Source organism: Chitinophaga niastensis (assembly GCF_003014755.1).
Lineage (GTDB): Bacteria > Bacteroidota > Bacteroidia > Chitinophagales > Chitinophagaceae > Chitinophaga > Chitinophaga niastensis.
In genome coordinates this window covers 121,816-146,382 of sequence record NZ_PYAW01000004.1, presented here as the reverse complement: position 1 = coordinate 146,382, position 24,567 = coordinate 121,816, and the positions used below count along the sequence as shown (strand labels likewise).

The following is a 24,567-nucleotide window of genomic DNA, read 5'->3' as shown; positions in this document are numbered from 1 at the left end:
GATTGATTTAGAGTAGATCATGTTATCAGAAATTAGAGTCCAACATTTAATCCAATAGTGATTGTTCTTGCTTTTGGGTTGCTGCCTCCTGAAAGTTCAGGGTCGAGTCCTTTATATTTTGTAATGAGGAAAGCATTATCGGCAGCTGCATAGAGATGTACCTTATTCAATCCGATGTGATGGATCATATAGGAGGGGAAGGAATAACCCAACTTAAGCTGCTGGGCGCGGATAAAAGCCCCGCTTTCCAGGTAAGCTGTAGAGGCGGTATGAAAAGCACTGCCTCCGGAATACAACCTTGGAACGTTGGTGATCTGCCCCGGGGTCGTCCATCGGTTTAATATTTCAACACTGGTATTCTCGAAACTGTTGTCTGTCAGGAAACCCGCGCGGTCACCGTTAAGAATCTTGTTACCTCCTGAAAAGACAAAATATAAAGTCAGATCAAAGTTTTTATAGGTGAACATATTATTCACGCTGCCAAAGAAAGTGGGGGTAAAAGTGCCTGAAGGCTTTCTGTCTGTAGAAACTAAAGATGTTGGTGTAGACAGATCACCGGGACTCTTAGGGTCATAATTGTAATAGGTGGTATTAGGAATATTTCCCTGTACCATCTGGCCGTTTGCTTTTATAAATAGTGGGTTTCCGTTAGCCGGGTTTACCCCTGCAGACTGATACAGGTAATTTTCATTTCTAGGCAGGCCCACCCGGTATATTGACGCAGAATAGATAATATCCTGTCCATTGTAAAGTTCTGTAATCTTACTTTTGTTAAAAGAAAGATTCAGGTCTGTTGTCCAGGTAAACGATTTGTTGAGGATGTTTTTTGAACTGATCGCAAATTCATATCCGTGATTGTACAATGCACCAATATTTTCGGCAATGGTATTATTGGGCACGCCAAGTGAACGGGCGGTGGGAACACTTAATATCAGGTTATTATTATTGTTTTGATAGTAATCAACAATAATAGTAATGCGGTCTTTTAAGAAGGACGCATCAAGACCAACATCGTATTTGTTGGATGTTTCGAATGTCAGGCGCTGATTTCCAAAAGTACTGTAGGATACGCCATTTTGTGATCCATAGGTATTGGGTGCGTAAATGTTGGCAAATGGATAATTACCTATGTCCGCGTTGCCGGTTTTGGCATAACTGGCCCTTATTTTAAGTTCGTTAATGAAAGCAAGTGTACTGGATTTTTTAAAGAAGCCTTCATCAGATAATCTCCAGCCTACGGAGACACCAGGTAAATTAGTGGCTTTACTGTTGGGACCGAGACTGGATAAACGATCTGACCTGTAAGTCAGGGTAAGCAGATAGCGATCGGAAAAACTGTAGTTGACCCTTCCAAAATAGGAGCTGATTGCATTTTCAGTAATATCACCACCCACAAATTGATTGGCCACGGTGCCGGAGATTAAATTTTCGGGGCCAAAATAGATATTGGATAAACCAGTTCCTGATGCATTAAAATTTCTTATTCTCGTTTTTTGGAACTCTGTACCGGCAACAACGCCTATATGATGACGGTCCAAGGTTTTATTATAGCTGAGGTTATTGGTCCAGACATAATTAAAAGAGGGATTGTACTGTTGGTAAATATAACCATTAGTGCTTTGTCCGTCCCCGATGAGCGGGTTCCAATAATTATAGTCTTCACCGTATTTTGCGTTGATGCCGAGCTGTGATCTTACCGTCAGGCCATCAATGATTTTTACACTCACAAAGGCATTTCCATTGATCGTCAAACTTTGGTTCCGGTACACGTTATTATCCAGTACTGCTTTCATGTTGGGCAGGTCATTGGCAATTCCAATCTTATTGGCACCCCTGCCCAGGGCATTGCCGGTGATATTGTAGGAACCGTCCGGGTTGTAAACCGGCACATTTGGAAACAGCACCAAACCCGAGCCCACGTTCCCGCTAATAGCACCGGGATCTGTATTTAAACCGTTATTCTGTACATAGCTGATGGCGGTATTCAAACCAAAAGTAAATATATTGAGCGCTTTCTGCTCCACCTTGCCCATCACCGTGTATTTTCTTAGTGAGTTATCAACCGTTACACCTTGCAGATCAGTGAATCCGGCAGAAAAATAATAGTTAGATTTATCTGTTCCACCACTTAGGGATAAATTATGGTTGTGTGAATACGCAGTTCTGAAAATAACTTTTTGCCAGTCCGTATTATATGGTTTCCCATCGGGGCCCAAAGTTGGAAAAGCCTGTGGATCTAAGCCTGCATTGGTAAACTTCTCATTACTGATTTGTATAAATTGGTCGGCATCCAGCATTTTATATCGTTTTCCGATTTGAGAAATGCCCACCCACGAATCGTAATTTACCGCGGTTTTTCCCTTCACCCCTTTTTTTGTAGTGATCAAAACTACCCCTGATGCGGCTCTGGATCCATAAATGGCAGATGCAGAACCATCTTTTAACACTTCAATACTTTCAATGTCGGAAGGGTTGATGTCACCCAGTGGATTGGTAGGAATAATGGAACTGCTGTTACTGGTAACAATCGGAACCCCATCCAAAACATACAATGGATTATTACCGGATGTTAATGAATTAGTACCCCTGATACGTATAGTGGGTGGGTCACCTAATATGCCGCTACTCTGTGTAACCAGAACGCCCGTTATCCTGCCTGCCAGTGCTTTATCAAAGCTTTCTACGGGTTGGGTGGCAACGGTGGCCCCGCTCAGTTTCCCAATGGAGCCGGTCAGATCTCTTCTTTCCTGGGTACCATAACCAACCACAATAAGCTCTCCCAATTTCGCAGTCGTTATGGTCAATTTTATATTTCCCATATCTTTTTGGGCTTTAACCTCCTGGGTGATATAACCAATAAAGGAAATTACCAGGGTTGAATTTTCCGGCACGTTTTTCAGATTAAAAGCACCCGTTCTACCTGTTATAACCGCTATGTCAGTCCCTTTAACTCGTACGGATGCACCGGGTAGCGGAAGATTATTTTCATCTGATACAGTACCCGTTACATCTATCGAACTAAAATAGGTGTTGATATTGTTAATCGTTTTTTTTTCTTTTTCACTGATCAGTATTGTTTTTTCTTCAATACTATAGGTGAGAGGTTGGCTAATAAAAATCTGGTCGAGCGCTGCTTTTAAGGGAATGTGATTAAAATTCACAGAAACAGGAACAGACAGATCAATCACCTCCTCACTGTATAGTAATTCATACCCTGTTTGCGAATGGATCTCTTTAAGCACACTTTTTAAGGAGGCGTTTTTTCTTTTTAAGGTAATCTGTTGGGAGTAAGCTTCAGAACGTACTTGTATGCAGATGGCAAAAATTAAAAGTCCTGTAATTTTCGTTGTTCTTAATAATACCTTTACCCAATGTCCTTTTCGGTCGGGCGATGCAGGCTGGTTGATTGAACTGTAGCTGAGGTCATTGCATAGTTTGCCCCCTACAATTTTTTGAGATTGCATAGATAGTTTCATACCTTAGATTTAGGTTAGTTTTTAATTTGATTCATTAGATTTAATGAATTGTTTTAAGCCTTAGCCGTAGAATGTTGGCTCATTCTGCGGCTATTTTTTTTGTTGAAATTTGGTTGATTTTATTGTTTATTTATTTTCTTTTTTTGTTTTTATAACCAATTACTTGTTCACTATAATGTTTCTTTTGTCAATTTTGAAATTAATCTTTCCTGTCTTTTTGAGCATACTAAGAATCACTGATATATCGTCGTTCCTGGACACGGAGCCAGAATAATGCAGTTTAGGTATTTCGCCTTCGTAGATAACCTGAATGTCATACCATCGGGATAATTGGCGCATGACAGATGTAATATCCGCATTGTCAAATTCGAATTGTCCATTTTTCCAGGCAATAGCCATCTGCCCATCTGTTTCAATGATATTGATATGCTTGTTTGTAAGGATGGTCTGCTGGCCTGGGCTGATTTGTTTGGTCACATGATCTGAAGATACCTGCACACTTCCTTCCAGTAAGGTTGTTCTAACGGAAGCTTCATCTGCATAAGCGTTTATATTGAAATGTGTTCCCAATACCCTTACTTCCTGATCGTCAGTTTTGACGATAAAAGGTTTTGTTTCATCTTTTGCAATTTCAAAATAAGCTTCACCTTTTAACACTACCTGCCTTTCTTTTGCACCTTTAAAGTACACCGGGTATTTTAAGGAGGAAGTGGCGTTGAGCCATACTTTGGACCCATCAGGCAGGTCGACCTGAAATTGCCCGCCTCTGGGCGTCTCTATCGTATTAAACGCAGGTAATTCCGATGATTCTTCAGAGTTGGTAACGGTGTAAACAATTTGCCCATCTTCCGTTTTTTCAAGCTTTACTCCCGCCTGGTTGGCTATCTCTCCTTTTTTTGCATCGTTTAGGGATACTTTAGTGCCATCGGCCAGTGTGAGCATTGCCTTGTTTCCGCCAGGCAGAATAGGCTGTTGAACGGTTTTATGGAGTGGGGGTAAGGGGGTATCACGCCTAAATAGATATCCTCCCAAAAAAATCAGGATTAACATAGCCGCAGCAATTCGAGGCCATAATATAAATTGTTTTGGCTTTGGGGTTTGTTTTTGCAGATTTCCCCAGATTTCGGCTGCATCCTGCAATAAATCCCTGGCATCGCATTTTAATTCATCCTGTTCCCGGTATTGCAAATACCAGGATTCCAGAAAGGCTTTTTCTTCTTCCGTAGCCTTTCCACTTTTGTACTTACGAAGGATTTCAATTATCTCTTTTTCCTGCATATTTTTAAGGATTTTAATCCTTTGCCTATCTACAAGACAAGTAAGTAAGGCCAAACAGGTAAAAAAAATAAAATTAACTTATTTAGCGGTGGAAGAACCAGCATAAATAAAGGTAAAGACCAAATTTGGTCCTCAGGATCCTCAGGGCATTTGTGATATGTTTGCTCACTGTTTGTTCAGAAATATTCAATTCTATGGAGATTTCTCTGTGACTTAGATGTTTTTTTCTGTTCAATTCAAAGACATTCCGCATTTTAACAGGAAGGGCGGCAATCTCCTTTTCTATTAATTCGCTTAGTTGATGCTCCCTGATCAGGTGATCTGTTTTGATACTTCCCTGTTCTGAAAAATGTGCCATCGAAAGTATATATTTATCCCGAACGCTTTTATGAGCGATCTGATTTAATATGATATTCCGAACGGATGTATAGAGGTAACCGGAAAGGTTAGTTATTTGCAAGCTCCCACGTTTAGACCACAACATCGTGAAAACTTCATGAACAACATCCTTAGCTTCTTCCCGGTCATACAGTTTATTATTTGCGTGATTTAGCAGCGTGAATATGTACCGGTTATAAATTTCAGCAAATGCGCCATGTTTGCCGGCTTTTAGTAAATCTGTTAATTCGATATCCGAATATGTAGTATAATCAGGCAATTGGAACAAGTTTAAAAATAGTTCGTTGGATTATTTTCAATACTGGCTGGAAACCAATTAAGTCCGGATTTTTAAGACAGGTTACGCCGTGGCACCTATCTCTTTCCTGGAGGTAACTATCAAAGTTATAGTAAAATCTGGATCTCGCAAATCGAAATTGAAGAGCCAACCACAATGTTTATAGTTAACATGCCTGATATTTAAAAGCATATTCTATAATGATAATCAATATGTAAATAGCTTTTAAATAAAGAATATTATGAAATTGCCCTGGTAAATAACCGCAAATACAAAGGCGATTTATACACAACATTCGTACGAATTTCAAGAAGTTTTACAATATTAACATGGAGCTCTTTGAAAAAGAAGCGTAAATAGCTGGAATAATTTCTGATTTTATCCTTTAACGCCCAGGATGAACGATTGGCAGATCGTCGTCAAGGATATTACGCTTACTCCCCACGCTGATAATGATCAGTCTTTCTATAGCGCCGCTGGAAACTACATAGCTGAATGATTTTTCAGTGCGGGGCTTACAAAAAACATGACCCCTAAAATTTTGACAATAGCTGTACTCCAATATGGTTCTATAAAACAGTGCGGATGAAAGTACTGTTTTATAGAGCCACTTCACCAGATCCAGGTAATTACTGATTGGCTCAGTATCAAATTACCTGGAAAGCAACATTAATTCATTTTATTTTTATCCTCCTGTGCTTTTGCAGCAGCTTTACTCACAAGACCTTCTACCATGGCTATTTGCGCATCAATCGTTTTTGTTGAATCGCCCGCTTTAATAGCATTGGCACGCATTTCTTTTCCAACCGCGATCGCTTTATCAAAATGGAAATTTCTCCAAAGTATATAAAAATAAACGCTTAAGTAGTTGGGATCAGGATTTCGTTCGAGCAGGTCTTCCATCCATTTTATTCCTGCTACACCTGCATCTGCCCTTCCTGTATAATTACCCAATAAACTGGTTAATGAAAGCGTATAAGCATCATTATTCCGGCCATATTTTGTTAAAAACGCTGTGCCTCGCTGCATGTAATTATTTATATCAGCCTTTCCGGTACTATCTTTTGTTTCAAACACGCCACAAAACATGGAATATTCCTCAAAATATGAGTAATTCTTAGCTTTGAATTTTGCCTTGGCCGCCTGGAACTCCGCTCTTGTTCCAAAGACGACCAAATTCCTTAAATACCCCAGATAAGTAGTAGCAACAAATTTATCTACTTCGCCGGAATCAGTTGATTGAATGTACTGTATCCGGTTAGCTTCCAGGTACTCAAAGACAGGCGAGAAAGGCGCTATCCCAAGTAATTTTATTAATTCGAAAGTGCTTTTCTTAACCTTGTCTTCAGCACTTAATTTGTTGAAATAACTATTAAAATCAATAGTTGCTTTTTCAGTTCTGTAAGCTTCTTTAAGTGTCGTAAAATATTTTTTCGTAAACGCTTCATCCCGGTTACCAGAGTTCCACTCCTTTATAATCGATAGCAAATTCTTTTGCGGATCCATTGCAGTTTTTGCAAGTTGTATCAACCCTTCGGCTGAAGGAGCATCTGCTTCTGAATGCACCATCTCCCCATTCTTATCAAGGAACATTAGCGTAGGGTACGCGTTTACCTGGTATTTCTTTCCTAGCTCAACACCTACCCCTTTATCGTCGCATTGTATCTTACAATTGATAAAGCGTGCATTGAAAAAGCTGCCTACCTCCGCTAAAGGAAACACTTCGTTCGATAATGCTTTACAAGGTCCACACCATGATGTATAAAAGTCCACAAACACTAATTTATCTTCCACCTTAGCTTTAGCTAACGCTTCATCCAGATTGTGAAGGAAATTAATACCCTGTGCATACGCAATTACCGGGGAGCCAGCTAATCCTAAAAAGACCAGACAAATAGGTGTTGTTTTTTTAAACCACTTCATTTTTTTTGATTTAAGAATTATGTAAAATATGCATTTGGAAATTTTCAGTGGGAGTAATTTGGTATGCTCATCAACCACTTTAATCATTTCTTATTTTGCATATGCATCATTTTGAGTAAGCTTTGGATCAGCAGATATTTCCGAAGAAGGGATGGGATATAAAACGGAGCCAGGTTTCCAGTTACCCGGAGGAGAAAGCGGTTTTAATATTGCTTCCGCCCTGCCAGTACGTTTTAAATCGAACCAGCGATGCCCCCATTCTGCAAAAAACTCTACCTGGCGTTCGTGTTCTATGGCCAGCAATAAAGCATCCTTATCAGTAATGGCAGATAGAAGAACGCCTGCGCGTTTACGTATCACATTCAGATCTGCCAGCGCCTGTGGCAATTTAGCCCCCCCTTGTCTGGCACAGGCTTCTGCACGTATCATGTACTGCTCGGTAAGTCTGAATACCATGTAATATTCTGTAACAGATCCTGCTCCTGCTTTGTATTTGGAAGGATAAGCCCAGGCCGGATTGGCAGGATCGCTATAACCAATCCATTCAATTTTCCGCTGATCGCCGGGTTCAAAAGCACTCAACAACTGGGGAGTGAATTCATAATTGGGCTGTGTAACACCCGTTACAATAAACTGAGCACCTTCCAGCGTATTAGCGCTGGCCTGTACAGGTTGCAATTGCCAGATGGCCTCGGTGCTTCCTTTTAAAAAAACTGTATTTAATGCAGGCAGGGTAGTTGCATAGTCCCCTGAAGCAATAATGCCATTTGCTGCTGCTTCTGCTTCGGGCCATTTACCGGTATATAAATAAGTTCTTGCCAGCAGGGCCGATGCCGTCCAGCGGTTGGGCCGCAGCCTTTCTGCAGTTGGGTAGGTTGTTGTAAGCATGCCCTTTGCAGCAGTTAAATCGTCTATAATCTGTTGCCATACTTTATCTGATGAAGTACGCGGTAAAATCATGTTTCCCTGATAAGCCGTAGTTAATACCAGGGGCACATCGCCGAACAGGTTTACCAGGTAAAAATAACAGAAGGCCCGCATAAACCTGGCTTCGCCTTCTAACTGCTGTTTTACGCCAGCGCTTACCCCTGTTGATTTTTGCAGCCCTTCAAGTATGGCATTGATCTGGTAAATATAATTGTACCCGTCTAACCAAAACGCATGTACGTAGGTATTATCCGGCGTCAGGGCATGATCTCCAAACTGCTGGAATGTAGGAGCAGTAGTGTTGTTTTGCGTCCACACCAATTCATTGGCCGACATACTGCCCAGTGCGGTCATTGAAAAACACACAAAAGAACCATTACTGCCATACCGATCGTTCATCATCCCGATATAAACCGCCAGCATTGCAGCAGTAGCCGATTTATCATTATTGAACACTTTATCGTCTGTTGTAAATGTAGGCGGAGGATCAAAAGCAACAAACTTTTTACAGGAAGGCATCAACACCATTAATGTCAGGCAAACCAAAAGCTGCCTTCCGCATCTGAAAGGTATATTTATAATAAACTTCATGATCACATTATTAATAATGAACAATTAAAAAACTACCTGAATACCTGCTGTCAGCATCCTGAGCGGAGGCATAGACGTGAAGCTCATTGTTTCCGGGTCTCCTGTTTTATAGGACGTAAACGTAAACAGGTTCTGTGCCTGGAAATAAAGACGGATAGTCTCCGCATTTATTTTTTTCGCAATACTTTGATTAAAACGGTAAGACAACGATACATTTCTTAGTCGTATAAAAGAAGCATCGGTGATACGCGCACTCGAGTAATTTGCATAATAGCTATACTGAGTGGCAGCTGCACCAGCGGTAGTAAAGCGCTGTACATCCGTTATGTCACCTGGTTTCTGCCAGCGATCCAGCAATTCTATCGGCTGATTGGTCCTGGTGCCGGGTGTCTGGAACTGTATGCTGGTCTTTCCCTTTTGTTTTACAAAATGAAAAAAGAAATCGAGTGACCATCCTTTATATTCAAATGTATTTTGCAATCCGCCATAACTCCGCTGGGCCAGATCATTAATGGCTGTCAGATCATTAGGAATTGATATGCCCGCCAGTTGATGAATACCTGTCTTGGGATCTACACCAAGATAAGGTACCGACTTATTAATAGTAACTGGCATACCGATGGACCATGTGGATGCATAAGGGGAATTTTCAAGGTCGGGATACCGCAGTAATTTATTGCGGGGAATGGTAATGTTAAAGGAACTTCTCCAGGTAAATTTTTTACCCTGCACATTGGTTGTATTTAACATCAGTTCCCATCCTGAATTCTGCAGTATGGCATCCCTGTTGGCTGTTATGCTGGTGAAACCCGTCTGGGAAGGCAGTATAAGATCGGTAAGCTGATTATCTGTTTTATTCAAATAGTAGTCAGCGCTTACATAGATCCTGTCTTTTAAAAAAGACAACTCAATTGCCCCCTCCCATTTGCGGTTACGTTCCCAGGCAAAATCAGGATTTAACAGGTTCTGAGGGTAAAGCCCGTTTGATCCCTGATATGCAACAGCCGATGTGGTAGGAGCCCAAATGGCAATAAATCCATAATCTCCTATTCTGTCATTCCCGGTAACACCCATGCTTGCCCTCAGCTTACCAAAACTCAGGAAAGAAATATTCTTCATAAAGTTCTCCTGCGAAAAGATCCATGCTGCTCCTACCGCTCCAAAATTTCCGAACTGTTTGCCAGGTCCGAATCTGCTGGAGCCATCACGGCGCGCAGAGGCATTCAGCAGGTATTTGCCATCCCAATTATAATTCACCCTGCCGAATATCGCTCCATAATTGTATTTTGAATAATTACTGTTCACACTTGTTACGGCTGCAGATCCCGGAGTAAGCAATAAATCGTCATTGGCATAATCACTTCCCGATATCTTGTTTCCACTGTTCGTTTGATCCTGCAAACTTCCGCCAACCAGTACCTGCAATTTTACTTTTCCCCATTGATTCGAATATTCTGCCTGTGGCTCTATAATCCAGTTTCTGCTTAGCCCATTATAAAATTCAGCGGAACTTATTAATGATGGACTATAAGGGCTTTGGGATTTTATGGGATTAGTGGTGACCTGGTCCAGTCTTACGGAATTATACCCTGCATCCACCTTCACCGAGAACCCCTTGGCTATCCTGTAACGCATGTTCATGCTGGATAGCAGGTTCTCGGTTTTGCCCGTGTATATCCTAAAAATATAAGCTAACGGGTTCCTGAAATTAATTCCATGATCTCTCCATACCAGGTTCCCACTTGAATCCAATGGATATGGAGCATTGGGAACAGTATTGATCAACTGCGTTAGATCGGTAGTATTTATGTGGTTATTATCCATACTATAACTGGCGGAGAGAGCAACCGAGAACCTGTCATCCGTAGAATGGTGAATAATATTTGAATGTATGCTGCTGCGGGTATCGCTCATGTTGCCATAATACACCGGTGTTTCGCGATGATAACCGGTTGCTATGGAAAACTGCGTTTGCTGATTTCCTCCGGACAAACGAACCTGAGCGTCATTACTGCGGGCCTGCTTGCCGATCAGCAGCTTTCCCCAATCGGTATAGCGCGTGGTATCCCATACCATCAAATCAGTTGCGTTCGATGCAGTCGGAATGATACCGTCATTTTTAAACGCTTCCTTCCGCATGGTTACATATTGTTTTGTATCCATCATAGTAGCCAGGCGCACAGGCCTTCCCCATCCGCTATAAAAGTTTACATCCACAGTAGTTTTTCCGGCTTTTGCCTTGCGGGTAGTGATCAGCACAACACCATTGGCACCCCTGGAACCATAAATGGCAGTGGCGTCCGCATCTTTCAGTACTTCAATACTTTCTATATCCGATGGATTAATACTAACAAAAGGATTCGTACCATTGGAAGCACCCGATAATCCATCCAGTGACTGCGCACTTACGCCACTTGAAAAAGTAAGTGAGGTGAGTGAGTGAGCAAAAGGCACTCCATCAATAACATATAAAGGTTCAGATCCCGCGCCTAATGAACTTTTACCTCTTATTACCACGCTCATGGGCGCACCTGGTATTCCACTTACCTGTGTAATCTGTACACCGGGCATTCTTCCACCCAATGCAAGGATTGGATTATCAACAGGCTGTTTGCGTATATCCTCTCCTTTTATTTTAGCGACTGTTCCGGTGTTCAGTCTTTTTGTAGTATTATAATAACCCTTTACCACTGTTTCATCCAAACCATTGATCCTTTGTTTCGCACTTACAATCAAATAGGTTTTTCCTTCCACCTTCATTTCAACGGTTTCCATATTCACACTTGTAATAACGAGAACAGCATTCCCTTCCACTTTTTTCAGCTCAAATTCCCCTTTTGCATTTGTGATGGTTCCTTTTCCTGTTCCTTTTACTGTTACAGTTGCTCCAGGTAACGGTTCCCCGTTATCATTCATCACTTGCCCATGTATATCAATAGGTGGGTGTGATGGGTGAGAAGTGTCTCCTGACTGGAGGACGGGGGCTAGTCCTATCAGCACCACTTTATCCTTGATCCTGTAAGATAATGGCAACCCCTGGAAGCATATATCTAATACCCTGGTTAAAGAAGCACCCTTTACGTTAATACTTACAGTATGCGATTTGTCAAGGAGTTTCTCATTCCAGAGAATAGAGAAGCCGGTCTGCTCTTCAATCAGCTTAAAGACCTTTTCCAGGGTGATGTTTTTGGAGGAAATCGTAATCTCCTGGGAGTAGCTTTTCGCACTTACATGCAAGGAGGCAATCAGGATCAGGATAGGCGTTAATCTCATAATTGACATCAGTTGGGCGGGCAAAAGCCGCCTTTTAACAGGGGCTTTGCCGTGTACAAGCATTTCCATACTTTTGTGTAGTTGGGTTTTGAAAGTTAAACAGTCATTTTTGTTAGTGTCTGGTTGTATACTGGATGACCTGATTTTTTCCGGGTTCTGCTGCAAACAGGATCCGGCTTTTTTATGGTCAGCCTTTAGCGTTCATTTCTATGTATCCATTCTGGTTGTTTAGTTAAAAAATAATCTGAGCCATAACGATAGCTATAGTCTGGTTGATCCTGGCATATTTTATTGCAATATTGTAATTGTTTTGCCTTCCGTTTTATAACGTACTCCGTTCTCTCCTAAAAAATCTAATACCGTCGATAAATTCACATCCCGGTGAAGGAAGCCACCAATACGTACATTGGGAACATTGCCCTGAAAGACTACATCAACATCGTACCAGCGGGAGATTTGGCGCATTAAACCGGAAAAATCCGAATTACTTATAGCTAACTCACCTTTTGTCCAGGCAATAACCTGGTCAGCATCCACTTTTTTAGATGATAATTCCCCTGTTGCCCGCTCTATTTTTCCCTGCTCTCCGGGAACTAATAAAATATGTTGTGACGCATTGGTCACCTTTATTGATCCCTCCAGTAATGTGGCGCTAATATTGTTTTCATCATTATAATTCAAAACATCAAAGTGAGTGCCCAGCACCGCGATTTCAGATTTGTTAACCTGCACCACAAATGGCATATTGTAATTATGCGCTACTTCAAAGTACGCTTCGCCGGAAACGGCTACTCTACGTTCTTTTCCATTGAAGGTGGTGGGGAATTTAATCGAACTGGCTGCGTTTAGCCATACACGGGTACCATCTGCCAATACCAGTTGAAATTGTCTCCCTCTGGGGGTAGTCACGACATTATACAAAACCATCGGTTTGTCTGCAAAGGCGTCCTCTGTTTTATAACTTAATTTGCCTCCCTGCTTTAAGAGCCTGGTATTGCCTTGTTGCGCCAGGGAACCATTTTGAGTGTTGTCGAGTTCAATTTGTTTACCGTTGGAAAGGGTCAGAATAGCCCCACTCCTGCCTGGAGGAGCGTCGAATTTGACCTGCTTTTTTTCAGCCACCAATTGGTTCGAAGGATTTCGCATAGCCAACATCCAATAAATACTGCCTGCTAATAAAAAGATAATAGCGGCAGCTCCTACGGCAATCCAACGTTTACGGTATATAGGAATTACAGGAGTAGGTAAAACTTCTTTTACTTCTCTCTCTTCAATCTTTGCCAGTAAGGAAGCAAAAACTTCTTTTTTATCATAGTCTCCTGAGCTAACGGTGAAATCAGGATTGGAAAGCACCCCATCCAACAATTCGTCCAAGACTTCCGGATCATATCCGGCATGAATCATCTCATATAGTTGAGAAAATTCCTCCGGTGTCAGGGTTTCATCCAGGTATTTTTTAAAAAGTTCCTTTAGTTGAATGTTAGACATATTTACTATTTACGGCGCTTTCTCACATCCATTGTACCGGATTCAAGAACAAGGACGGATGAACTGTAAAAAAGAAAACATCCAATCCAAAAAAAAATTGAAAATGGAAAATTTTAAAGCAACACCGATAATAAACAGTAATTCCCATGGATTCTCACCGATTTGTTTTCTAAGTGTTATGAGCGCCCTTGTCATGTACGTTTTAGAAGAAAGAGGACTAATGTTTAGTTTTCTGCCAATTTCTATATGGCTTAGCCCCTCAAAACGGCTTAGCGTGAATACCTGATGGAGCTGAGGAGGGAGGTTATTAATAGCTTCATCTAAAAAACCACTTAATTCCTTTTGTTCAAGTTGCTTATGTGGAGAGGTTTCATGATGTGCAAAATAGTTTATCAGAAACTCCTTGTTTGACTCTCTGAAGACATTGGTCCTTAAATGATCATGAAAAAGGTTTTTGGTTAGGACATACAGGTACGTGCTAAGATTCTTTATCTCTGATAACTTTGAACGAGCATCCCACAATTTTAAAAAAATATCCTGTGCAAGATCTTTTGACAGCTCCGGTGATTTAGTTAAATGCAATCCTGTCCCGTATACATGATCCCAGTAATGGTCAAAAAGTTGAGCGTATGCATTTTTATCACCATTCGCTACCAACAGCAGCAGTTCTTGTTCATTATATATATTTTCCTTGTGCAAAATAGAGTTGATAGAGTTGGAACATCGCAAAATACATATTTCCCATTACTTATCAAGGCGCTGGAAAAGAAGATCGATTTTTCTTAAATTGCCGGCTTCCCCTCATTTAGTGCCTGACTTTTCTATAATCCTGAATACATCCACTACCCTTTGCATGCTTATTTAAAGTGTACACCTGTTATACTCCCTTTACGAATGCCCGGCAGCAGGCAAATGAATTGGTATCATTAAAATATTAGACTGACTATTAAAAAGACTTTCATTTTCCTTTATGAGTTCATCATAGTTAACAGCATGGTTTTGCGCATCTCTTTTATAAAAACCTTTAATGCGCGAAGAAGAATAATAAAGTGTTTTACCATCAGGTGATACATATGGTGAAGAATTGGAATCACCATTATTTACCTCTGCACCAAGTTTCTGCGGTGCAGACCAGTCCTTATCCTGATGAAAGCTGATGTACAGGTCATTACCACTGAGTAAAATGAGATAATGCTCATCAGGCGCGATAAATGGATCCTGTGTTTCATGCAGCCCACTAAAGGAAATCATATTGGGTTTTCCATAATGGTCTTTCTGCCATTCTGCACAATAGCTGGTCATTCCACTGTGTCCTTCCCTGTCGCGGGAACAAAAATAAAGTGTCCCCTTAAGACTAACTGAAGGTGCATAATTACCTGTGCCTGGCAAGTTAATAGGAGCATCTATATGATGAGGAGTGCCCCATTCATCTGTCGATATCTGATCCACATACCATATATGGCTGCCTGGCTGTGCTTTATCTTGTGTTGCACCCTCCAAAGGCCGGTTGGAAATGAAAAACAATCTTTTCCCATCAGGGCTTACAAAAGGATCTGTATCTCTCCACCGTCCTGAAAAAGCAGCTACTTTGGGTTTCATCCATTTTCCATTTTTTATGGTAGAGAAAACAATGGTCCAGTAAACGGCACCCTGAGAAAAATAAACGGTTTTGCCATCAGGCGTAAATGATGTTGCCCATTCAGTATAGGGTGTAGAAACCACACCAGGTGCAAAGACGGCTGCTTTATCGACCGTATCTATTATTGGTTGAAAATTGTTTTGACTGAAAATTAATAATGGCGAAAAGCATATTGTAATAAGGAAACAAATAAAACAGGTTGACCTTTTAGTTAGCAGTTTCATGATGTGGATTGTATAGGGAATGATTCTTTCGCTTGTTTAAAAATAAGGCTTTTTTATATTCTAAGCATAGTTTTATGCTCCTAGCTTACCTCAAGCCCTTTCTCATATCCTCTATCCATCCCTCTGTTACTTATTTCCTCAATTGCTATTTTAATACTTTGTGGCAAGGAGAAAGTTACCGTTCTCTCCTTACCTCTTTTATAACGACCATTAGTCAACAGGTGTATTTCTTCAGTAGTTATATTTGAGTTGGCAATTCTTTCAATGCCGGTAATTTCTCCTAAAGCCCAATTTACAAGTGATATGGAATTATTCTTTCCTTTTGGATTTAAACAGAGATGTCGGGGTTCTCCATTTTCGACAATACAAATAGCCATTTGATGCTGTTCACATATTACCTGACCACCAGGAGGATTTGGGCAGTTGCATGTATTCATATTAAACAGTTTTAAGTATTTTTAATATCAATTGTATAAACATCTTTACTATAATCCACACTATAATCCGGAAATTCATCAATAGACAAGGCTTTCAATTTCTCCAGTGCTTCTTTTGCAGTAACCCCTGTATATTCTCCCCTGTGCAAAGGGGATGATTTTTGAGATGACTTAAATCCATTCAATTTAACAGGTTTCTGGGCGGCAATTGATATGGCATGTGCTGCTTGCTCAAAAGTCCAGCCCTCAGGAACAGAAAAATTAAATACTTGCCCGGATATAAGTCTTGCACCAGATGGAAAAAGTCTTGGAACAAGGTAAACAGTTGTTGCATTCAGGATCGTTACGGAAAATGTAATGGCATTTTTGAATGTTTCGGAGGAGGTGGTTGCATTATTGGAAGGCTCTTTTGTCATTACTAAAGAAATTCCTGCCAGCAATACGATTAATATAGCCAGAAATGGCGGTAGTTGAATTGCCCAGCCTGGTATTGGGGATATTACATTTTTATCAATGGGATTATTTGCATTTGCGATCCATTGAAATATTATTGTTAATTGTCCGATAAAAACAGGGATAATAATTTTAAAACAATCACCTTTCGAAGTAGCATCTAATGGTAATAATGATTGCGTACTTAAAAGCAAATAGCATCCAATTAAAACTGTAGTAGTTAAAAAGTAGATACCTAACCATCTCTGTGCTGATTCCAGTGTCATATCTTTGGATTTTTAAAATTTCACAATAGAGAAATTCATCTTTCCATTTAATTGCTGACATACTTTTTTTAATGCTTGTGTGAAGCCTATATTAACTGCTTAATCAAAATTACCGGTACCCAAGAGAAGTAAAGATTTTGAGGTTAGTCTAATATACTTAAAAAATAGATTGTATAAAAGTAAAGGGGGGTTATTTAGCATAAAATCTTTGAGATATGATATTACTGAAGTCAAATCGTTGCAGTATCCTCATAACAGGCTCCTATGTAATACAGGAAAACTTTTTGCATTAAAAACAATTCAGTAATTTTATATAGAACGTCTGACCTCAAAAACACCCCAAATGAATCCACTTGAGGAAAACAGGAAGCCCCATTCCGAAAAATTGCCTATTACCACCGTTTCTAATATTTCCGCACAGCCCGACAAAAGCAAAACGGCGGAAAATGATTTCTTTGTTCGGCCGCCTGGCTTGTCGTTACCGCAAGGTGGAGGGGCTATTAAAGGCATATCTGAGAAATTTGAGGTCAACGCTGTTAATGGTACCGCTTCATTTTCAATTCCCTTACCGTTAGCCAATTGCCGTAATGCCACGCCGTCTCTGTCGTTGAATTACAATTCCGGTGGCGGCAACAGTCCGTTTGGTTTGGGTTGGGATGTTAGCATTCCTTCCATTACCCGCAAAACAGAAAAAGAACTACCAAGGTATCAGGATGAAAATGAATCAGATACCTTTATTTTTTCAGGTGCGGAAGATCTTGTTCCTGCACTGCAGCAAAACGGCAGTGCGTGGGAACACATTCCCCCTACTCCGCAAACTGAGCATGGCATTACTTACAGTCTTACCCTTTACCGTCCCCGCATTGAAGGTGCATTTACCCGAATAGAAAAATGGAAGAATACCAATACCGGTGAATTACACTGGCGCACGATCAGCAAAGACAACATATTATCTGTTTATGGATTTACACCCGCTAGCCGCATTACAGACCCGCAGGATCAGCTGAAAGTGTTTAAATGGTTGCTGTCGTACAGCTGTGATGATAAAGGTAATTTCACCGGCTATGAATATAAACCGGAAGACTTTGAAGGTATACCATCCCTGATGTTTGAGAAGAACAGGAAAAACCGTTGCAGCAATACCTACCTGAAACGGGTGCTTTATGGAAATAAAACACCTTTTTACAGAGGCGATCTATTTTTACCTGAGTCTGACTTCATGTTCCAGCTGGTATTCGATTACGGAGAACATGATCCCACAGGCACAGGTTTTTATACAGACATTAACCAGCTGATTCCTGCTGATGTGAACCTGCCTAAAAATACCTGGGCATATCGCAAGGATGCATTCTCGCATTTCCGCGCGGGTTTCGACATCCGCACCTACAGAAGCTGCAGCCGTGTGATGCTGTTTCATTGTTTTGAAGAACTTCGTATCGCCGCTGCACCCTGCCTGGTACAATCGCTGGAGCTCGTATACAATGATCAATTACAACTGGAGCAAACAAATGATTCCATTAACGGTTTCTCTTTCCTCACCCGCGTTATCAGGAAAGGACATAAACTGAATACGGTAACCGCCTCCTACAGCAGCCGTGCCTTACCTCCCTTTGATTTCACCTATCAGCAGCTGGCATGGAATACAACGATACGCGAAATAACCACGGATAGTGTTATGCATGCGCCTTCCGCGGCTGATGGCCGCACCTGGCAATGGATTGACTTCTACAGCGAAGGGGTGGCAGGTATATTAACGGAGCAGGGCAATGGCTGGTATTATAAGTCCAACCTGGGCAATGGCCATTTCGCAGCACCGAAGTTAATAGCTCCCCGGCCCTCTTTTTCAGGGCTTTCCGGCGGCAGTATGGCTATACAGGAACTGACAGGCAACGGCAAAAAATATGCGGTGGGATACAGCGGCTCACAGCAAGGCTTCTTTGGACTATCAGCAAATGATACCTGGGAAGCTTACAAGCCCTTTAAACAACTCCCGAATATAGACTTCAAAGATCCTGACCTGAAATGGATAGACCTGAATGGCGACGGGCTTCCTGACCTGCTGATATCAGAAGAAGATATTTTCCGTTGGTATCCCGCCAAAGGTGAACACGGCTTTGATGAAGGAATACATCTGCTCAAAGCGAAAGATGAAGAGTTAGGACCTGTTGTGGTTTTTGCAGACAGCACACAGTCGGTTTATCTCGCTGATATGACCGGAGACGGATTAACAGATATTGTACGCATCCGTAACGGAGAGATCTGCTATTGGGCCAATATGGGCTACGGTCGCTTCAGCCGCAAAGTAAGCATGGAAAATGCGCCGACATTTGATCACCCGGATAACTTTAATCCAACCTGGTTACGACTCGCTGACATAGACGGCTCCGGCACTACAGATATTATCTACTTTGGTAAAAACGATGCCCGTATATGGAGTAATATGAATGGCAATGCATGGAGGGAAAACCCTGTAGTTATCCCTCAGATCCCTGCTGTACACAATGCTGTGGATATAGCTGTGATGGACCTCCTGGGCACAGGAACCAGCTGTATCGTATGGTCATCACCGTTACCCGCAGATCAGCAGCATCCCTTGCGGTACATACACCTGATGGATGGGAAAAAACCTCATCTGATGACAGGTTTTAAAAATAATACCGGTAAACATGTTTCATTACAATACCAGTCATCAACACATTTTTACCTGGAAGATAAAAATGCAGGTACGCCCTGGGTTACCAAACTGCCTTTCCCTGTGCATTTGCTGACTGAAACCGCCACTACTGATGAAATCAGCAAGGCAAGATTTGTAACCGGCTATACCTATCATCATGGTTATTATGACCAGGAGGAAAGAGAATTCCGCGGTTTTGGCAGAGTAGATCAACAGGATACTGAAACCTATACAAAGTTTGCAAGGAATAATGCCGGCAATATTGTGGATGAAAGCCTTCATCAGGCGCCGGTATTGACACGCAGCTGGTTTCACACCGGTGCATTTATACAGGAAGGTAAAATCCTGCAACAGTTTCGCCACGAATACTATCAGCAACCCGGCTTCACGGAATACCACGTGCCTGATGCGCATATTGTATTACCAACCGGCATGCTGATACAGGATGTGCCCACCGCAGTATATGCAGAAGCCCTGCGCGCCTGCAAAAATATGTTGCTGCGCAAGGAAATTTATGCAGCGGATGGAACAGATCTGGCCCCCTATCCCTACAGCACTACAGAACAAAATTGCCATATCAGGTTATTGCAACTCCGTGGCAGCAATAAGTTCGCTGTATTTGCACCTGCGCTCAGCGAAACAATCACCGCACAATATGAAAGAGTGATCGCTGACCCACGTATCAAACACGAGTTTAACCTGGATATAGATGAATATAACAATGTGCTGTCATCCGCCACCGTGGTGTATCCCAGGCAGGTAAACAATCCGTTGCTACCAGCGCCCCTACAACTGGAAATGCAATCATTGTCAACACATGTTAAGGATGCACAGGCTGCCTTGCACATTGTCCTGAAAGAAAATAGTTTCACCAATGATGTGATCACTTCGCCCAACTACCGGTTACGCATAAACGCAGCTGTACAAACCAGGGAACTGACCGGCTGTAAACCAGGCGGCAGCTTTTTCACCCTGGCAGAACTGCAGCAGGCGGCAACAGCGGCTACTCCTATTCCCTGGCAGGGAACGGTTGTTGCCAATACCCTGCAAAAAAGGCTCATTGCACATGAACGCCACCTGTACCTGGCAGACAATGCTACTACCCCACTGCCGCTGGGACAACTGGTATCTAAAGGACTCCCGTATGAAGCATACAAACTTGCCTATACAGGCCCCCTGCTCAATACTATTTATGCCGGGAAAGTAGATGCCACCCTGATGACAGCAGGACAATACCGTCAAACAACGGCGCTGCAGCCACTTTTTCCGGGCACTGACGATGCAAATGACTGGTGGATCCCTTCCGGCACTACCGGTTACCCGGCAAATCCGGCAAATCATTTTTTCATTCCCGACAAATACATCAATCCCTTTAGCAAAATATCGCTGGCGGCGACAGATAATAAATACCACTTGTACATTCCCTTGCAGCAAGATCCCATGGGTAACCAGCAAAGTGTGGTAACCTATGATTTCCGCACCCTGCAACCACTTGCGCTCAAAGATCCGAATGATAATATCACTGAAGTCAGATTTGATATTCTTGGTATGGTAACAGGTACAGCACAAAAAGGGAAGGGTACGGAAGCAGATGATTTTGACGGATTTACGGAAGATACCACGGAATCAGTGATCAATAATTTCTTCAGCGATCCTGCCACTCACGGCGCGGCATTACTGCAACACGCTACTTCACGTATCGTGTACAACCTGCACCAGTTACCGGTTAGTGCCGCTACCATCCTCCGGGAAAACCATCATCGCGATGTAACAGTAAATGGCTTGCCCAACAAATTGCAGTACCAGTTCGAGTATTCAGGAGGAATGGACCAGGTGCTGATGAAAAAGACACAAACAACACCAGGCAATGCACATTATATTGATGATACCGGCAAACTACAAATCACAGATACTACTCCTAAACTACGCTGGATCGGCAACGGCAGAACCGTACTCAATAACAAAGGCAATGCGGTTAAACAGTACCAGCCCTATTTCAGTGTAACACATGCCTATGAAGATGACAGCCGCCTGGTAGAGGTAGGCCCTACAAGTATCCTGTTCTATGATCCGGTTAGCAGGAACATACGTACAGAACAACCGGATGAAACTTTTTCCGTTATCGCATACGCCGGCTGGAAACAAACCAACTCAGACCCCAATGACACCGTTATCGGAAGTCAGTGGTATAACAAACGTTTTAACCGTCTTATAGATACGGAACTGATAGCAGCAGGTAAAGACCCTGCATTGGAACAAAGTGCCGCCATAAAAGCAGCAAAACACAAGGATACGCCTGAAGTAATGCATCTCGATACACTTGGCAGAACTATTTCCAAAATAGCGCACAACAAAGACCAGGCAATGCTGGATATATTTGCTGAAACAGCTATCCACCTCGATATAAAAGGCAATACACTCAGCGTAGCTGATCCCTTATTGCATACAATTATCTCCTGGCAATATGATATTGCAGGCAATGCCGTTTCACAGCAAAGCCCGGAAACAGGTGCCCGCATTACTTTTGCTGATGTAACCAATCAGCCGTTACATCAGTGGGACAGCCGGTCACAGACAATTATTTTTGATTATGATGACCTTCGCCGGCTGCTCAGCATGAAAGTAACCGGTGGTGATGGTGCTACGCCTTTAAACCATGTAGTCATCAAACATATTTATGGAGAAGGTCAGCCCAACGACAAACAAAACAACCTGCGAAGGCAGCCCTGTAAGGTGTTTGACCAGTCGGGCATGAGCACACGCAGTGCATATGATTTCAATGGTAATCCGCTTGCTGTTCAACGGCAATTCTGTAGCCACTATGATACCACTATAGACTGGGGCGGCCTTCCCGTGCTGCTCAACACCGAAATATTTGAAAGCAGCATGACCTATGACGCCTTAAAACGCATCAGAACAACTACTGCCCCGCATATTCAGGGTAAGCCGGCATCTGCCTATTATCCTGCCTATAATGAAACAGGTTCATTAGGCAGTATGGAAGTGAGTGTCCGCGGTGCAGCAAAAAGTCCATACGTTATCAGCATTAATTATAATGAAAAAGGTATGCGTACCGATATCCGTTACGGTAACAATACCAAAACCGTTTATAGCTACGACGTGTCAACACTGCGGCTATTGCAGATACGTACTACCCGTCCGCCCGGAAGTAACGGCGCAACTTCGGGATTATTCAAAGATCAGGCAGTGGTGCAGGATCTGTTCTATACCTACGATCCGGCAGGCAATATTACCGCCATTAAAGATGAAGCACTGGCAAGTGTATTTTACGACGGAGAACAGGCAGACACACTCAACTCATTTGAATATGATGCATTGTATCAGCTGATCAATGCTACCGGCAGAAAACATGCAGGGCAAACAGATGTACGGCATACACGTCCGGATTTCAATTATCGTAATCAACCCTTTATTAATTCCATTGCCATCAGTCCTAACGACGTAAATGCTTTCCGCAATTACCAGGAAATATACGGTTACGATAAAGCCGGTAATATGACCTCCCAGCAGCACATTTCAAAAAACAGCGGGTGGAAACGCACCTTTGAATATGGCAACGGCACCAACCAGCTTACCCTTACAACTGTTGGCGGGGCATTCAGTTTTAATTACACGTACGATGCACATGGCAACCTGAAAAAAATGGAGCATCTTTCCGGCATGCGCTGGAATTTCAGTGATGCATTGCAATGGCTGGACCTCGGCGGTGGTGGTAAAGCATGGTATACATATGATGCAGATGGTGAGAGAGCGCATAAAGTGATTCTAAGGCCTGATGGCAGCATAAAAGAACGGTTCTACGTAGGCGGTGTGGAAATCTACCGGGAAAAAGATAATACCGGGAAAATAACACTGGAAAGAGAAACATTGCAGATCATGGACGATCAGCAACGTATAGCCATGGCCGATAGTAAGATCATCAACGGCGTATCCGGTGCACCACTCGTACGTTACCAATACAGTAATCACCTGGGATCATCAGCGCTGGAACTGGATGATGCAGCCAAAGCTATTTCATACGAAGCCTACTTCCCGTTTGGCACTACCTCTTACAGCACTACAGACGCCAGCCGTGAGATACCTGCCAAACGTTATCGTTATACCGGTAAGGAACGTGATGAAGAAAGCGGGCTTAATTATCATAGTGCACGCTACTATGCTCCATGGCTATGCCGGTGGACAGCAGCGGATCCTATAGGCATTAAAGATGGCCTGAATATTTATGTGTATTCACATAATAATCCTACCAGGTTCATTGATCCGACGGGGCATGACGGAAAAGATACAAAACCGGAACTGACCCCACCTGATAGCCTCAAACCTTCTCCTGAGCATGCAAATGATCCGTTGTACATAGCGGGCAGTAATTTAGTAATCGCGGAATGGAGAAATAAAATGGCAGAACTACAGGCGAAAATCGATCAACTCAAAGCAGATTTTGACCAAACAGTCAAGGATGCAATCGCCAAATCGCCCTCCGCCCGTAAATTGAGAGATGAAGCGGCAATGAAGGATCAGAAAGATAAACTTCAACGCGAGGAAAAGGAAATGGTCAGGCCGGAAAGTGTACATTTCGGCATAGATGCCCAGATCGGCGCCTCGGTCACCGGCCTCGGAAGTAAAGCTGGTCCCAAGTGGTCATTTGATGCGCTGAGCTTAACTTTATTACCACGGAATTTGGGAGTCCAGTTGTTTCTTAGCAAAGATTTGGACATCAAGGCATTCAAAGAAATCGCACCACAACTGTTGATACAGCGCCAGCCCAAGGACAGTGGACGAGGAACGGAGACCCATATTGTAATAAACCCTGTAACGATTGACCTTCTTAACGTATCTACAGGACGTTGGGAGTTTGCAGTTGGCGGCATTGCCGGATATGATGCCACCTCGGGAAACCTGGCTTTCACAGGCACCACCGGAGCTAAGTTCACACTTCATAAAAGCGATACCGTCAGTCTGCCCATCCTGGGGATATTTGGTCCGGGAAAAGCGCGGCTTTATGCCGGCGTCAGTGCGGAGGGAGATGTTCCATTGCGGACGGGCGCACCTTCAGGTTTCGGCGGAGTAAGTATAGGTGGTGGATTCCTCTATGAATATGACAAAACAAAGAAGAAATAAGAATACCTCATATGCATACGCCGTATTTTTCAGCATTTTATGCCGCGTTGCAAAAAAGGTGAAAGCTAAACCCAATAAAGATCATATACATTTTTAAACCCTA

Annotated in this window: 12 protein-coding genes; 1 reads left to right on the top strand and 11 read right to left on the bottom strand. The window is 42.4% G+C overall.

Annotated features, from left to right (window positions below):
• Positions 1-32 precede the first annotated feature (32 nt).
• The 11 genes from CLV51_RS19465 to CLV51_RS19415 form a co-directional block, all read right to left on the bottom strand.
• Positions 33-3,476, bottom strand: a complete 3,444-nt coding sequence (locus tag CLV51_RS19465; protein ID WP_106529754.1) for a TonB-dependent receptor — start codon at positions 3,474-3,476, stop codon at positions 33-35.
• A gap of 159 nt (positions 3,477-3,635) precedes the next feature.
• Complete coding sequence (locus tag CLV51_RS19460; RefSeq protein ID WP_106529753.1) at positions 3,636-4,754, bottom strand: FecR family protein; 1,119 nt, start codon at positions 4,752-4,754, stop codon at positions 3,636-3,638.
• An 82-nt stretch (positions 4,755-4,836) separates the two neighbouring features.
• On the bottom strand, positions 4,837-5,412 hold the full coding sequence (locus tag CLV51_RS19455; RefSeq protein ID WP_106529752.1) for an RNA polymerase sigma-70 factor: 576 nt from the start codon (positions 5,410-5,412) through the stop codon (positions 4,837-4,839).
• 687 nt (positions 5,413-6,099) lie between these two features.
• The gene (locus CLV51_RS19450) at positions 6,100-7,353 is read right to left on the bottom strand and encodes a thioredoxin family protein (RefSeq protein WP_158267071.1); all 1,254 of its coding nucleotides are present in this window, start codon (positions 7,351-7,353) and stop codon (positions 6,100-6,102) included.
• Between the two features lie 90 nt (positions 7,354-7,443).
• Positions 7,444-8,871: a RagB/SusD family nutrient uptake outer membrane protein gene (locus CLV51_RS19445; RefSeq protein WP_106529750.1), complete on the bottom strand. Its 1,428-nt coding sequence runs from the start codon at positions 8,869-8,871 to the stop codon at positions 7,444-7,446.
• 24 nt (positions 8,872-8,895) lie between these two features.
• Entirely contained in the window at positions 8,896-12,144 is a 3,249-nt protein-coding gene (locus CLV51_RS19440; RefSeq protein ID WP_158267070.1) for a SusC/RagA family TonB-linked outer membrane protein, read from the bottom strand.
• A 288-nt stretch (positions 12,145-12,432) separates the two neighbouring features.
• Positions 12,433-13,632, bottom strand: coding sequence for a FecR family protein (locus CLV51_RS19435; protein WP_106529748.1), 1,200 nt, complete (start codon positions 13,630-13,632; stop codon positions 12,433-12,435).
• 42 nt (positions 13,633-13,674) lie between these two features.
• Positions 13,675-14,331, bottom strand: coding sequence for an RNA polymerase sigma factor (locus tag CLV51_RS19430; RefSeq protein WP_158267069.1), 657 nt, complete (start codon positions 14,329-14,331; stop codon positions 13,675-13,677).
• A gap of 189 nt (positions 14,332-14,520) precedes the next feature.
• Positions 14,521-15,495, bottom strand: coding sequence for a TolB-like translocation protein (locus CLV51_RS19425; RefSeq protein ID WP_106529746.1), 975 nt, complete (start codon positions 15,493-15,495; stop codon positions 14,521-14,523).
• An 80-nt stretch (positions 15,496-15,575) separates the two neighbouring features.
• Positions 15,576-15,932: a hypothetical protein gene (locus CLV51_RS19420; protein ID WP_106529745.1), complete on the bottom strand. Its 357-nt coding sequence runs from the start codon at positions 15,930-15,932 to the stop codon at positions 15,576-15,578.
• Positions 15,933-15,943: 11 nt separating this feature from the next.
• Positions 15,944-16,651 carry a hypothetical protein gene (locus CLV51_RS19415; protein WP_106529744.1) on the bottom strand — a complete coding sequence of 236 codons (708 nt, stop codon included), beginning with the start codon at positions 16,649-16,651 and terminating at the stop codon, positions 15,944-15,946.
• 343 nt (positions 16,652-16,994) lie between these two features.
• Here CLV51_RS19415 and CLV51_RS19410 point away from each other — a divergent pair, with 343 nt between their 5' ends.
• On the top strand, positions 16,995-24,464 hold the full coding sequence (locus CLV51_RS19410) for a SpvB/TcaC N-terminal domain-containing protein (RefSeq protein WP_106529743.1): 7,470 nt from the start codon (positions 16,995-16,997) through the stop codon (positions 24,462-24,464).
• Positions 24,465-24,567: the final 103 nt, after the last annotated feature.